This is a genomic window from Kribbella sp. NPDC051620, assembly GCF_044453825.1.
Taxonomy (GTDB): domain Bacteria; phylum Actinomycetota; class Actinomycetes; order Propionibacteriales; family Kribbellaceae; genus Kribbella.
The window spans coordinates 1,089,547-1,103,104 of sequence record NZ_JBITDB010000003.1 but is presented as its reverse complement, the minus strand read 5'-3'; the positions used below and the strand labels follow the sequence as shown (position 1 = coordinate 1,103,104).

At 67.8% G+C, this 13,558-nt stretch carries 10 protein-coding genes; 4 read left to right on the top strand and 6 right to left on the bottom strand.

The window, feature by feature from the left end:
* Positions 1–262: 262 nt before the first annotated feature.
* The 4 genes from ACIA12_RS18120 to ACIA12_RS18105 all read right to left on the bottom strand — a co-directional run bounded on the left by ACIA12_RS18120 (position 263) and on the right by ACIA12_RS18105 (position 4,942).
* Complete coding sequence (locus ACIA12_RS18120; RefSeq protein WP_396368134.1) at positions 263–2,113, bottom strand: glycosyl hydrolase family 8; 1,851 nt, start codon at positions 2,111–2,113, stop codon at positions 263–265.
* Positions 2,114–2,371: 258 nt separating this feature from the next.
* Positions 2,372–3,082: a tyrosine-protein phosphatase gene (locus tag ACIA12_RS18115; protein WP_396368133.1), complete on the bottom strand. Its 711-nt coding sequence runs from the start codon at positions 3,080–3,082 to the stop codon at positions 2,372–2,374.
* A 39-nt stretch (positions 3,083–3,121) separates the two neighbouring features.
* The gene (locus tag ACIA12_RS18110; protein ID WP_396368132.1) at positions 3,122–4,198 is read right to left on the bottom strand and encodes an iron-containing alcohol dehydrogenase family protein; all 1,077 of its coding nucleotides are present in this window, start codon (positions 4,196–4,198) and stop codon (positions 3,122–3,124) included.
* 6 nt (positions 4,199–4,204) lie between these two features.
* Positions 4,205–4,942, bottom strand: coding sequence for a sugar phosphate nucleotidyltransferase (locus ACIA12_RS18105; RefSeq protein WP_396368131.1), 738 nt, complete (start codon positions 4,940–4,942; stop codon positions 4,205–4,207).
* 132 nt (positions 4,943–5,074) lie between these two features.
* On the opposite strand from ACIA12_RS18105, the gene galE reads away from it, so the two are divergent.
* The 3 genes from galE (at position 5,075) to ACIA12_RS18090 (ending at position 9,743) form a co-directional block, all read left to right on the top strand.
* Positions 5,075–6,028 (top strand): UDP-glucose 4-epimerase GalE, encoded by a 954-nt coding sequence (galE, locus tag ACIA12_RS18100; protein ID WP_396368130.1) that lies wholly within the window; start codon positions 5,075–5,077, stop codon positions 6,026–6,028.
* A gap of 125 nt (positions 6,029–6,153) precedes the next feature.
* Complete coding sequence (locus ACIA12_RS18095; RefSeq protein ID WP_396368129.1) at positions 6,154–6,573, top strand: cyclic nucleotide-binding domain-containing protein; 420 nt, start codon at positions 6,154–6,156, stop codon at positions 6,571–6,573.
* Between the two features lie 11 nt (positions 6,574–6,584).
* A complete protein-coding gene (locus ACIA12_RS18090; protein ID WP_396368128.1) occupies positions 6,585–9,743 on the top strand; it encodes an ATP-binding protein in 3,159 nt (1,052 codons plus the stop codon).
* On the opposite strand, the gene ACIA12_RS18085 is transcribed toward ACIA12_RS18090, so the two are convergent.
* Both ACIA12_RS18085 and ACIA12_RS18080 read right to left on the bottom strand, forming a co-directional pair.
* A complete protein-coding gene (locus ACIA12_RS18085) occupies positions 9,696–10,940 on the bottom strand; it encodes a homoserine O-acetyltransferase (protein WP_396368127.1) in 1,245 nt (414 codons plus the stop codon). The two genes, ACIA12_RS18090 and ACIA12_RS18085, sit on opposite strands and share 48 nt — an antisense overlap.
* An 11-nt stretch (positions 10,941–10,951) precedes the next feature.
* Positions 10,952–12,274: a bifunctional o-acetylhomoserine/o-acetylserine sulfhydrylase gene (locus ACIA12_RS18080; protein WP_396368302.1), complete on the bottom strand. Its 1,323-nt coding sequence runs from the start codon at positions 12,272–12,274 to the stop codon at positions 10,952–10,954.
* A 440-nt stretch (positions 12,275–12,714) separates the two neighbouring features.
* On the opposite strand from ACIA12_RS18080, the gene ACIA12_RS18075 reads away from it, so the two are divergent.
* Positions 12,715–13,524 (top strand): alpha/beta fold hydrolase, encoded by an 810-nt coding sequence (locus ACIA12_RS18075; RefSeq protein ID WP_396368126.1) that lies wholly within the window; start codon positions 12,715–12,717, stop codon positions 13,522–13,524.
* Positions 13,525–13,558 lie beyond the last annotated feature (34 nt).

The window sequence follows — 13,558 nt, the reverse complement described above, 5'->3', positions numbered from 1 at the left end:
TCAAGCGGTGGGGTCAGGACTCAATGGGGTTGTCGCCACGCGTCCACGGAGCAGGAGTTCGACCGCTGCCGGTGAATGGCCGCTGGGGTCGCTCGCGAGCCGGGTGTTCTCGCAAAAGTGCGCGACGCAGGAGCGCGCGCTCAGGGTGGGTGGGAGCTGCCGAACGTGGTCGCGGCGTAGGAGCGGCCGGCGGAGGCTGCGTGGGGAGTGACGGAGCGCCCGCCGAACGAGTCGGCGGGCGCCCGGCGTACCAGGTGCGGGGTTAGGGGACCCAGTGGTTGTGGGTGACGGTGATCATTACCTGGAGTTGGATGCTGGCGGCGTAGTAGCTGTTGGTGGATATCGGGGTGGCCAGCATCTTGTTCCAGATGGCGTCGAGCCAGGCTTGGCTGGAGGAGTCGGTCATGGCGGGGACGGCGAACGGGGCGAAGAAGGCGGCGTCGCTGCTGGGGTCGATCGCGGTGCCGTTGAGTTTGTAGCCGGTGGCGATGGAGTTGGCGTTGCCACCGGTCTTGGACTTGATCCAGGTGTTGAGTTTGCGGGCGGCGGTGAGGGAGGCGCTGTCGCCGCTGGTGACGGCGTCGGCGCCGATTCGCCATGGGTCGCGGCACGCGTTCCACCAGAATGCGCCGTCGTTCGGGTCTTCGAGGACCTGGCCGGTGGCCGGCTTCGGGGTGGTGTTGGTGTTGATCACGAAGTCGGGCAGCAGGCCGGTGTTCGGGGCATACCCCGACTGCAGGGAGGCGGTGACGCTCTGGTGCTTGGTGCGGATGGTGTCCCAGACCGAGTTGCCGGTGGCGGCCCGGAAGGCGCGGAAGTGGTCGATCATCCAGTCCGACGTACGGGACATGTTGTACGTCGAGTCGCCCGAGGTGCTCCAGTCGCCGAAGGTGAGCAGGTTGGTGTTCGGGTTGAGCTCGCTGGCCTTGATCGCGTTGATGTGCCTGATCGCGAGCTGCTTGTAGTTGTACGTGCCGGCGCTGCCCCATTGGCGGTCGGCGAGCAGCAGGCCGAAGGCGACGTCCATGTCGCCGTCGGTCGCGCTGTCGGAGCCGTTGACGCTCTTGCACGAGGTGTCCTGCTCGGCGGCCAGCAGGTCGGCGTTGTTCACCGAGGGGTGGGCGAGCATGTACTTGACCAGCCCGTCGAAGATCGTCTTCGCGGCCGGGTCGGCGCCGGCCATGGTCGCGGTGATGACCATGCCGTAGCCCTGCGCCTCAGCGACGTACGGGTGGTCGGCGTCGGGGGAGATGATCTGGTACCAGCCGTTGCCGCAGTTCTGCTTGACGAACGCCGACTTCCACTGCTGGTAGTAGTCGATCACCTTCTGGTCGAGTACCGACTGGCTGCCCGACGGCGTCAGCATCCCAGCCGCGTAAGGGATGGTGTGGCTGCCGAACGGAACGGCCGGTCCGCTGCCACCGGCCTGCGTGGTCGCGGTGACCGTGTTGCTCGCACCGGACGTGTTGCCGGCCGCGTCGCGCGCCTTGACCGTGTAGGTGTAGGAGGTCGAGGCCGCACGACCGGTGTCGGTGTACGTCGTACCGGAGACGGTCGCGACCTCCGCGCCGTTGCGGGAGATGACGTACCCGGTGACGCCGACGTTGTCCGTGGATGCGTTCCAGGCAAGGGAAACGCTGCTCGAGGTGGTACCGGTGGCCGCGAGGCTGCCCGGCGTACTGGGTGGTGTGGTGTCGGGGGTACCGCCGCCGATCGAGCCGTAGACCTCGAGCTCGAAGAGCGAGTATCCGTACGCCGTACCGCGCGCCGTGCCGTAGACGCGAACGTACCGGCCGCTGCCCGCCAACGTCAGGTCGTCGGTAGCGCCGTTGCCGGTCGTGGTCGAGAAGACGTCCGTCCAACCCGTCGAGCCGTCGGCCGAGGTCTGGATCTTGTACGACTTCCCGTACGCGGCCTCCCAACTCAACTTGACCCGCGAGATGGTCGCCGTGGCGCCGAGGTCGACCCGGATCCACTCGGGATCGTGGCCCTCGACGCTGGCCCAGCGACTGCTGGCGCTGCCGTCCACGGCCTTCCCGGCCTCGAATCCGGTGCCCTCGATCGACGACGCGGTAGCGGGCTTGCCCTGCGAGAGCAGGGTGTCGGCAGCCACTGCGTCAGTCGACGCCGAACTGGCCACCATAGGTATGGCGAAGAGTAGTGAGGTGGCGACCGCGGCAGCAGTCAACCCTCGAGTCAGATACGACATCAGCGTCCTCCGGGCGGTGGGGGAAAGGACTGCAACAGCTCAACCGATAGGAAACCTTCCTAACGATTAGCTGAAGGTAAATCCCCACCCCGAGGAGCGCAAGACCTCGACGCAGATCAGTACGCGGGCGCCCAGCGCAGGCGCCAGAAGAAGCCGCGTGGGCTAGGTGGTGAGTCGGGCGCGGAGGGTGTCGAGGTCGGCGGGGGTCAGGCCGGCCTGTTCCAGGTAGGGGAGTGCGCCGCCGTACTTGGTGTCCAGGTGGCGGAGGATGGCGGTGAGGGAATCGGGGCGGGTGTCGCGGTACTCGATCATTGCCGGGTGCAGTGACTCGTCTGGTTCGGCGGCCAGTTGTTCGGCGAGCATGCCGGCCAGGCGGGATTGGGTGAGGGCGTAGTCGGCGATGATCTCGGGTTCGGGGACACCGGCGATGATGAGGGCGAGGGCTACCAGTACGCCGGTACGGTCCTTGCCGCCGTAGCAATGGACGATCACCGGCCCTTCGGGGGCTTCGGCGATGGCGCGGAGGGCGGCGGCGAAGCTGGTGGGGTGGAGGTCGAGCATCTCGATGCACGCGCCGACGATGGTGTTGTGGTCCTGTGGGTCGGCTGGGTCCGAGAGCGGGATGTGGACGGCGATCGGGTCTTCGGTGAACGGTGTCGGGAAGCTTGAGACCTCACCGCGCGACCGCAGGTCGATGATGCGGCTCACGCCGGTACTGCGGACCGCCGCGACCCCCTCGTCCGACAGGAACTGCAGGCAGTCCGAGCGGATCAAGGCGCCGACCCGGATGGACCCGCCGTCCGCCGTCGGCAGTCCGCCGAGGTCCCGGGCGTTGCGGCAGTCCGGCCAGTCGAGATGCCGATCGACGGTCACTTGTCCTCCAGTGCGGTGATCACGAGCCGCGAGTACTGGTCACGGCGACCCCAGCGCAGAGCTGATCCGGTCGTTGAACGCGTTCACTTTCGCCGTGATCCGGGACGGGGTCAACGCGGACTCTTCGAGAACCGTGAAGCGGCCGGGGCGGGTTTGCGGTGCATAGCCGACCACCGCCTCGAACTCCTCCAGGCTGAAGCCGAGATCCGACGGGCGTACCGGCAGACCGTGGCGGTGCAAACAGCGGATGGTTGCGTCGAAAGCCGACGACTCCCCGCGCAGGAACCAGGCGAAGGCAGCCCCGACGCCGACCTGCTCGCCATGGAACGAACGACGCGATGGATGCAGCAGATCGATGGCATGTGAGATCTCGTGGCACGCCCCCGACGACGGCCGCGAAGTCCCCGCGACGACCATCGAGATCCCCGACAGGATCAGCCCCTCGGCCAGTACGGCCAGAAACGCGTCGTCGGCGACAGACCCAGGATGGTTCATCACCGCCTCGGCGGCAGTACGAGCCAACGAGATCGCCAGCCCGTCGATCTCCTCGCCCCGCAAGGCATGCGCCGCCTGCCAATCCGCGATCGCCGACAGATTCGACACGATCTCGCCGATCCCCGAGCGCACCGACCGCACAGGCGCGGCAGCGATCAGATCGAGATCGACCAGCACGGCCAGCGGCGCCGGTACGCCGTACGATCCGCGCCCCGCGTCGTTGTCCAAAGTACTGATCGGTGACGCGATCCCGTCGTGCGCGAGATTGGTCGCCACGGCAACCATCGGCAGCCCTAGTCGCGCGGCCGCGAACTTGGTGACGTCGAGCACCGTACCGCCACCGATCCCCACCACCGCGTCGTACCGTTCCCGCCGGATCTGCTCAACGAGCTTGATCGCCGTGTTGATCGTCCCGCCGTCCACGGTGAACCAGTCGGCCCCCGCCAGCCCGTCGCGGAAGGTCGCCTGCACGATCGGCCCGTACGTCGAACCGACGGCGATCGCGACCCGCCCCGACGTCGAGATCCGCTGGTCGGCCAGGATCGACCCGAGCTCAGCCAGCGCCCCGCGCCGTACGTCGACCACCAACGGCGCGGGAATCATCCGCGCGAGCAAAGGCATGCGGGCCTAACCGAACCCGAGAATGCGGCGAGCCTTGGCGAGATCGTCGTGGTTGTCGATCTCCACCCAGTCGACCGTGCCGATGCCCGCGACGTCGATCCGATGCCCCTGGTCGACCAGCAGCTGATACCCGTCCTCGTAGTACAGGTTGGGATCCCGCTCCCAGGTCGCCTTCAAAGCGTCGGTCAGCACAACGCCGGCTGACGGCTCGAGCAGTGTGACGCCGATGTATTCACCGGTCGCGGAAGCGGGATCCATCAGCTTGGTGATCCGCTCGACACCACCCGAGGCAGAGCAGATCACCTTCATCTCCTCGTCGGCCAGCGACTTCTCGGTGTCCAGAGCCAGGATGATCGACCGATCGCCACCCCGAGCGTCGAGCAACGCCTGCTGCACCGACACGGGATGCACGGTGTCCCCGTTCGCCAGCATCACGCCGCCACCGAGCAGGTCACGCGCGCACCACAGCGAGTACGCGTTGTTCCACGTCTCGGCCTTGTCGTTGAAGACCAGTTCCAGCCGTACGCCGTACCGCTCCTCGAACCCGGCGACCCGCGACTCGATGGCCGCCGCCGCGTACCCCACCACGATCGCCACGTCGGTGATCCCGACCGCCGCGTAGTTGGCCAGCGTCAGGTCGAGCACCGTCGTCTCCGGATCGATCGGGACGAGTGCCTTGGGCAACGTGTCCGTGTACGGGCGCAGGCGGCGGCCGGTACCGGCGGCAAGAACGAGTCCGATCATCCGCGCATCCTAGGTGGGCCCGGCCCCAACCCATGCCACGCGAAGGAAGATGATCGATTATGTTTAAACGTGAGTAGTTGTGTGGTTAAATGGCAGCTGAAGAGACCACGCGGCGAATGGGAGTATCGGGACATGACATGGCTGGTGACTGGCGGAGCCGGATACATCGGATCGCACGTGGTGCGGGCCTTCAAGGCGGACGGGATCGACGTCGCGGTGATCGACGACCTGTCCAGCGGCAAGGCTGAGTTCCTGCTCGACGGCGTGCCGTTCACGCACGCCAACCTGCTCGACGGCGACGCCACCCGCCGGGCCCTCGAAGGGGTCAGCGGCGTCGTCCACCTCGGCGGTTTCAAGTACGCCGGCGTCTCGGTCGAGCGCCCGATGCACACCTACACGCAGAACGTGACCGCCATGGTCAGCCTGCTCGACGCGATGGCCGACCAAGGCGTCGGCAACATCGTCTTCTCCTCCAGCGCGGGCGTCTACGGCACGCCCAAGGACGAGGTGGTGACCGAGCAGACCGCGCCGGACCCGCAGAGCCCGTACGGCGAATCGAAGCTGATCGGCGAGTGGCTGCTCAAGGACCAGGCCAAGGCCGTGCACCTCAATCACACAGCCCTGCGCTACTTCAACGTGGTCGGTTCCGGCGACCCCAAGGTCTACGACGCCAGCCCGTACAACCTGTTCCCGATCGTCTGCAACCTGCTCACCCAGGGCAAGGTCCCGCAGATCTACGGCACCGACCACCCGACCCCGGACGGCACCTCGGTCAAGGACTACGTCCACGTCGCCGACCTGGCCCGGGCACATGTCGCCGCCGCGCGGATCCTCGACGACGGCAAGACCCTCGAGCCCGTCTACAACCTCGGCAGCGGCACCGGTACTTCGGTACGCGAGATCATGGACGCGGCCCGCCGGGTCACCGGCATCGACTTCACCCCGACCGAGGGCCCTCGCCGCCCCGGCGACCCCTCCCGCGTGGTCGCCTCAGGCGAGCTGGCCGCCCGCGACCTGGGCTGGAAGAACACCTACACCGTAGACGAGATGTTCGCCACCGCCTGGGAAGCCTGGCCGCGGTCCTGACCCCCAACTCGTGACCTCCGCACGGCGGCCGGGAAATCATGGTCGAGCGGTCCTCTGCGGTTGTAGCCTGTGCCGCAGTTCACTGTGTTGTCCGCCTGGCGGACACCGATCGAGGGGTGCGGTCCATGAGTCACGAGAGCCTGCCGAGTTTCCTGGCGAAGGTCGACCTCTTCGCGGGGCTGTCCAAGGAGACGCTGTCCGACCTGATCGCCCGCGGCTCCACGCTGACCATCAACCCCGGCGCCCACGCCACCGAGCAGGGCAGCAACGACGCCGGGCTGCAGGTCGTCCTGGACGGTTCCGCCGAGGTCTCGGTCAACGGGGTGGACCGCGCGCCGCTCGGCCCGGGCGACTACTTCGGTGAGATCTCCCTGATCGACGGGCTTCCGCGGTCGGCGACCGTCGTGGCCGGTCCGGACGGGCTGACCACGTTCGCACTGTCCTCGCTCGCCTTCGCGCCGGTGGTGAAGGAGAACCCTGAGGCGGCGTACGCGCTGCTCAAGGCTCTGGCCGCGCGCGTCCGGTTGCTCGAGTCGCAGGGCTGACCCACCGCCTCATGCCGCCGGCGGAGGAGCGCAAGGTCGTCTCGGTGCTGTTCTGCGACCTGGTCGGGTTCACGGCCGCGGCCGAGGCGGCTGATCCGGAAGACGTCCGGCGTTGGCTCATGCCGTACCACCGAACGCTCAAGACAACGGTCGAGCGGTTCGGCGGTACGGTCGAGAAGTTCGCCGGCGACGCGATCCTGGCCGTCTTCGGCGCGCCGCTGTCCCGCGAGGACGACGCCGAGCGCGCGGTCCGGGCCGGCCTGGCGATCCTCGAGGAGCTTGCCGCCGGCACCCTTCAGGTCCGGATCGGCATCGAGACCGGCGAGGCGCTGGTGGAGGTCAACGCCAGGCCGGAGCTGGGCGAGCCGTTCGTGACCGGCCTGGTGGTCAACACGGCCGCCAGGCTGCAGACCTCCGCCCCGATCGGCGCGGTCGTCGTCGGCGCCGGGACGTACGCGGCAACGAGTCGGGTCTTCGAGTACGAACCGCTGGAACCCGTTGCCGCCAAGGGGATTCGCCGCCCGCTGCAACGGTGGCAGGCCGGTGAGCCGCGCGCTCGCGTCGGCGCAGACGTGATCCGCGACCTCACTACGCCGCTGGTCGGGCGCCGACGCGATCTCTCGCTGCTCCGTACTGCGTTCGACAAGGCCGTCGCCGAGCGCTCACCGCAATTCGTCACCCTGCTGGGCGAACCGGGCATCGGCAAGTCCCGCCTGGTCGCCGAGCTCGGCGCGGAGCTGGACAAGCTCGACGAGATGATCATCTGGCGTGAGGGTCGCTGCCTCCCGTACGGCGAGGGCCCGTTCTGGCCGATCGCCGAGATCGTCAAGGCGCAGGCCGGTATCCGCGAGAGCGATCCGCCCACGCGGGCCGCCGAGAAGCTCGAAGCCATCCTGCCCGAGGCCGACCGCTCCTGGTTGCGCGCTCGGGTGCGCCCACTCGTCGGCGCCGAGTCCGACGGCAAACCGGCCGCGGTGGCGCAGGAGGAGTCGTTCGCCGCCTGGCGTGAGCTGCTGGAGAGCTTCGCCGAGTCGTACCCGACCGTACTGGTCCTGGAAGACCTGCACTGGGCCCGCGACGCGCTGCTGGCGTTCGTCGACCACCTCGTCGAATGGGTCAAGGAGCTGCCGCTCCTCGTCGTCATCACAGCCCGCCCCGAACTGCTCGAACGCGGCGCGCACTGGACCCGCGGCCAGCAGAACGCGTGGATGATCGGCCTGGCCCCACTGTCCGGCGACGAGACCGACCAGCTCTTCGGCGAACTCCTCGTCGGCGACCGGCTCCCGGCCCGGACCAGAGCAGATCTCGTCGGTCGCGCCGACGGGAACCCCTTGTACGCCGAGGAACTGGCGCGAATGGTCAACGAGCTGGGCCCTGGATCGGTCGCCCTGCCGTCGGGGATCACCTCGATCATCGCCGCCCGGCTGGACACGCTCGAGCCTGATCGCAAGGCGCTGCTCGCGAACGCGGCGGTGATCGGTCGCGTCTTCTGGGCCGAGGCGGTCGCCGCGCTGGTGGATCGCGACCCGGCGGACGTAGTACAGGAACTGCAGGAGTTGGCGCGCAAGGAGTTGGTCCGGCCGATCCGGCAGTCGTCGCTGGAGGGGCAGCGGGAGTACAGCTTCTGGCATTCGCTGACTCGCGACGTCGCCTACAGCCAGGTGCCGCGGGCAGCGCGATCGGCGAGGCATGTCGCGGCCGCCGACTGGCTGGAGTCGCAATGCAGTGCAGGGCAAGGCGATACGACGAGTGTGATCGCTCATCACCTCGGAACGGCGTTGCAGCTTGCTGACGCCGTTGGCGATCTCGACTTGGTGGAGCAGTTGGCGCCTCGGACGCGCGGGTACCTGCGACGGGCGGCCGAGCAGGCGATGAACCTGGACGCCACCGAGGCGATGGACTTGCTGGACCAGGCGCTGGGGCTCACGCCGGAGGGCGATCCCGATCGGCCCGAGGTGCTGGCGCGATGGGGTTGGGCGGCGTTCTTGACCGGGCGACTGGACGATGCGCTCGCGGCGTACCGGTCGGCCGTGGCCGGATTCGATGCGGTCGGCGACCTTGTCGGAGTGGCCCGGGCGCTGAGGTTGTCGACGTACGCGATGAGCAGTATGGAAGAGAGCCTGGCGACGATCGACCGGGTGGTGTCGATCTTCGAGAGCCTGGGGCCGAGCGAGGACCTGGTCGGCGCGCTGGCTGGGCAGGCGGTCATCCTGACGGTCGCCAGCCGGCGCAACGAGGCGATCGCGGCGGCCAACCGGTCGCTGCGGATGGCCGAGGAACTCGGGTACGGCGTACCGAACCGGGCGCTGGAGGCACGTGGGCTGTCGCGGGTCGGCAACGGTGACACCGGTGGTGTGGTCGACATGAAGGACGCGCTGAGCGCGCTGCTCGACCAGGGTAAGGCGCGCGACGCGGCGGTGACGTGGCTGAACTACGGGTTCGTGGTCTGGCAGATCGAGGGCCCGCGGGCGGCGCTGGAGACGCTCAAGGAGACGGAGGAGTTCACCCAGCGGCGACGGCTGGCGGAGTTGCGGCAGCAGCTCAGTTGCACGGTGCTCGAGCTGATGATGGAGCTGGGGCAGACCGAAGACGTCATCGCTGCTTGCCGTGCGCAACTTGATGATCCGGGGCCGGCCTTCATCACGTTGCGGCGGATCGAGGTGCTCGCTGCGCTGGCTCGCGCTGAGCTGGAGTTGGGGATCCCGGGGGCGCGTGCGTCGGCAGAAGAGGCTTATCGGCTGGGGATCGAGACCGATTGGCCGGACTTCCAGGCGATCGGTGGGGCGCCGGCGGCCACGGCTCGCGCTGCTGATGGGGATCGGACCGGCGTACAGGAGGTTCTGGAGCGGTTGCTCGGGTTGGAGGTGCTTACTGGGAGCCACGAGTTCGCTGCCCGGTTGCCGACCTTTGTGCGTGCGGGGTTGGCGGTGGACCTGCCTGAGCTGGCAGAGCGGGTTGCTGGGTTGATCGTCCCGCTGCTGCCGATGCGGGAGTATTCGCTGGCGACGGCGGGCGCGCTGCTGGCGGAGTACCGGGGTGATACCGGTGCGGCGATTGCGGGGTTCGGGAAGGTCGCGGCGGACTGGAGAACCTTTGGCAACCTGCTGGAGGAGAAGTACGCGCTAGCAGCTGTGGAGCGTCTCCGCGATCAGCGAACCGACCTGGTCTAGCTCGATCAGGAAGCCGTCGTGGCCGTACGGGGACTTGATCAGGTGGAGCGGGCCGGCGTCTTTGCTTGCATCGATGAGCTCTGTCGAGAGTCTGCTCGGGTAGAGGCGGTCGGAGTCGACCGCGGCGACTACCAGTCGGGCTTTGAGGCTCTGTAGTGCGTTTGTGAGGCCGCCGCGGTTGCGGCCGATGTCGTGGGTGTTCATCGCTTTGGTGAGGACGACATAGGAGCCGGGGTCGAATCTCTTGGCTAGTTTGTGGGCGTGATGGTCGAGGTATGACTCCACAGCGAACCGGCCGTCGCCTTGCGGGTTGCGGCCGAAGCGGGTGGCCAGCTCGTACTCCGAACGGTAGGTGACGTGCGCGATTCTTCTGGCGATGCCCAGGCCTGTGGTGGGTGCTGTGCCGGTGTCGTAGTAGTCGCCTTGGTTCCAGGCGGGGTCGGACTCTATCGCTTTGAGTTGGGGTGAGCACCAGGCGATCTGTTCGGCCGAGGCGTAGCCCGTTGAGGCCAGGACGATTGCCGTGTTGACTCTTTGTGGGTAGAGCAAGGGCCATTCGAGGGCGCGCATGCCGCCCATCGAGCCGCCGATCACTGCTGCCCACTGGTCGATTCTGAGCTGGGTGGCGAGGGCGGCCTCGGCGGCTACCTGGTCCCTGATGGTGATGGCGGGGAACCGGCTGCCCCACGCTTTGCCGTCCGGCGCTGTCGATGATGGGCCGGTGGTGCCTTGGCAACCACCCAGGACGTTCGCGGCGACGACGTACCAGTCGGCGGGATCGACGTACCGGCCGGTGCCGATCAAGCCGTCCCACCAGCCCGGGGTCAGTTGCCCCGGGCCGGCCGGGCCGACCACATGTGCGTCCCCGGTCAGGGCATGACAGATCAGGACGGCATTGTCCCGGGCCGCGTTCAGCCGGCCCCAGGTCTCATACGCAACCAGTACTCCGGGCAGCGCGGCGCCGGACTCGAGTGTTAAGTCACCGATTGCTGCAAATCGCCGCCCCACAACCGGATCCCCGAGCCGCCAACCGCCGACGGGACGGGTGAGAGTCGGCTCAGGATCGCCCGCTCCCTCCGCACCGGCCACCTGACCAGGTGCGGAGGGGGCTCCCGTAGTACGGGGAATGCCTGCCGCGGTGCCGATGTCCCGCCCCCGGGCATCGACGTTCGCGGTTGGCGGACGATCCTGAGCCATCGGGTCGGCCGTCAGGCCGACTTGGCCGCGGCGAAGCCGACCTCTAGGTCCGCGAGGATGTCGTCGATGTGCTCGAGGCCGACCGCGAGCCGGACCAGGCCGGGGGTCACGCCGGACGCGAGTTGGTCCTCGGCGGACAGCTGGCTGTGTGTGGTCGACGCCGGGTGGATGACGAGCGACCGGACGTCGCCGATGTTGGCCACGTGGCTGTGCAGCTGCAGCGCGTCGACGAATCGCTTGCCCGCATCGACGCCGCCCTTGATCTCGAACGCCACCACGGCTCCGGCTCCCCGGGGTGTGTATTTCTGTGCCAACTCGTAGTACTGGCTGGACGGCAGGCTCGCGTACGCGACGCTGTCGACCTCGTCGCGGGCTTCGAGCCACTGGGCGACCTTGAGGGCGTTGTCGAGGTGGCGTTCGATCCGCAGCGACAGGGTTTCCAGGCCCTGGGCGATGAGGAACGCGTTGAACGGCGAGACCGCGGTACCGAGATCACGCAGCCACTGGACACGTGCCTTGAGGATGTACGCGAGGTTGCCGAGGTCCGAGCCGACACCGAGCGCGGTCGCGTAGGTGAGCCCGTGGTAGCTGTCGTCGGGCTGGTTGAAGCCGGGGAACCGCTCGGGGTTGGCGGCATAGTCGAACTTGCCGGAATCGACGATCACTCCGGCGATCGCAGTACCGTGACCACCCAGGTACTTCGTTGCCGAGTGCACCACCACATCCGCGCCGTGCTCGAGCGGGCGCAGCACGTACGGAGTGGCGACGGTGTTGTCGACGATCAGCGGTACGCCGAACTCGTGGGCGACACCGGCGATGCCTTCGATGTCGAAGATCTCGCTCTTCGGGTTGGCGATCGTCTCGCCGAAGAACGCCTTCGTGTTCGGCTTGATCGCGGCCTTCCAGGACTCCAGGTCGCTCGGGTCCTCGACGAAGCTGACCTCGATGCCGAGCTTGGGGAAGGTGTAGTGGAACAGGTTGTACGTACCGCCGTACAGGCTCGGGCTGCTGACCACATGGTCGCCGGCCTCGGCGACATTGAGCAGCGCGAGCGAGGTCGCGGCCTGGCCGGAGCTGACCAGGAGCGCGGCCGTACCGCCTTCCAGGCTTGCGATCCGCTGCTCGACGGCGTCCTGCGTCGGGTTCTGGATCCGGGTGTAGATGTTGCCGAACTCCTGCAGCCCGAACAGGCTCGCGGCATGATCGGTGCTGTCGAAGGTGTACGACGTGGTCTGGTAGATCGGCAGCGCCCGCGCGTTGGTGGTCGCGTCGGACGTCTGCCCGGCGTGGATCTGCCGGGTCTCGAAAGACCAGCTGGGGGTGTTCTGGCTCATCACGGTCCTGTTCTCGGGTACGACGGCACAGCCGACTCCGCGGTCGTCGTGCTGGACCTCGCGAACGATCGGCATGCCTTGCGGTCAAAGGTTTTTCAGCTCACACAGGCGCTAGCGGCAACAACACTCGCCCATCACAACTCCCGCCTCCCCGGGCCGCCACTGCCGGACCGCCCTCCTACGAAAGACGATAAGGCCACTAGACATTCACCCCCGGTAACCGTCCACATACTGACCACCCGAAACACTTGGTGTCACCTCGCCACCAGACGCGGCACGGGAAAGCTACTCCCACTGCGCGGGAGGCCCGGCTTCGCACGCGAGTGCGTCGGCGTCCGGCTCGTGACGCTAGGCGGTCTTCATTCGGTTCGAATGCGTTGTTGCGCGGGTCTTCGGTGGCAGTCGAGACTTGGTGTCCCGGAACCAGGAGGTGTTCGGCGATGTCTGAGCGGCTCAGCGTCAGTCGGTGGGGTGACGTCGTCCAGCCGGATGTTGTTCTGGTGCACGGATCGCTCACCTGGGGCAGTGAGACCTTCGCGGCTCAGCGGCCGCTGGCCGACCGGTACTACCTTGTACTGCCCGACCGTTACGGCTACGGCGGCAGCCCGGACGCGACCGGGGACTACCCGAGCGACTACCGGCAGGACGCCACTGCGGTTGCTGATCTGCTCGGCGGCGGCGCTCACCTCGTCGGCCATTCGTACGGTGGTGTGGTGGCGCTATTGACCGCGGCCCAGCGGCCTGACCGGGTTCGGTCGCTCACTCTGATCGAGCCGGCAGCGCATCAGGGCGCGATCGACGACCCGGTGGTGGCCGATGCGGTTCGTGAGATGCGGTCGGTGATGGATGAAGCACGCCGGCGTGGTGCCGACGAATATCTCAGCCTCGCGTTCCCGTCCGACGAGCCGCGTCCTGGTCCGCCGGGGTGGCTGCACCGCGCCGCGGGCAGCGCTCTGCATGAGCTGCCCGCCTGGCTAGCGCCGCTGCCGTTGCAGGAAGTGGCCAATGCCAACTATCCCAAGCTAGTGATCAGCGGCGCCTGGGATGTGATGGCACCGGAGCACCTGCCGAGCACAGCCACCGCGCTCCGGCTGGTGGCACGCAAGGTGGCCACCACGATCGGCGCCGAATGGCGGGAGGTGCCAGGCGCGGCCCACGACGTCCATCGCGAGCAGCCCGACCTCCTCAACACCATGCTCGCTGACCTGTGGTCGCGGATCGGACAACCATCGCCGCCACGACGCCAGTAGACGTGCGGCACAACGTAGTACTGCCTGCTGCTTG

Excerpts from the sequence above, each read along its gene's own strand:
- ACIA12_RS18110 (WP_396368132.1), bottom strand. The coding sequence starts at position 4,198 with ATGCCTTTGCTCGCGCGGATGATTCCCGCGCCGTTGGTGGTCGACGTA.
- ACIA12_RS18105 (WP_396368131.1), bottom strand. The coding sequence starts at position 4,942 with ATGATCGGACTCGTTCTTGCCGCCGGTACCGGCCGCCGCCTGCGCCCG.
- galE (WP_396368130.1), top strand. The coding sequence starts at position 5,075 with ATGACATGGCTGGTGACTGGCGGAGCCGGATACATCGGATCGCACGTG.
- ACIA12_RS18095 (WP_396368129.1), top strand. The coding sequence starts at position 6,154 with ATGAGTCACGAGAGCCTGCCGAGTTTCCTGGCGAAGGTCGACCTCTTC.
- ACIA12_RS18090 (WP_396368128.1), top strand. The coding sequence starts at position 6,585 with ATGCCGCCGGCGGAGGAGCGCAAGGTCGTCTCGGTGCTGTTCTGCGAC.
- ACIA12_RS18085 (WP_396368127.1), bottom strand. The coding sequence starts at position 10,940 with ATGGCTCAGGATCGTCCGCCAACCGCGAACGTCGATGCCCGGGGGCGG.
- ACIA12_RS18080 (WP_396368302.1), bottom strand. The coding sequence starts at position 12,274 with ATGAGCCAGAACACCCCCAGCTGGTCTTTCGAGACCCGGCAGATCCAC.
- ACIA12_RS18075 (WP_396368126.1), top strand. The coding sequence starts at position 12,715 with ATGTCTGAGCGGCTCAGCGTCAGTCGGTGGGGTGACGTCGTCCAGCCG.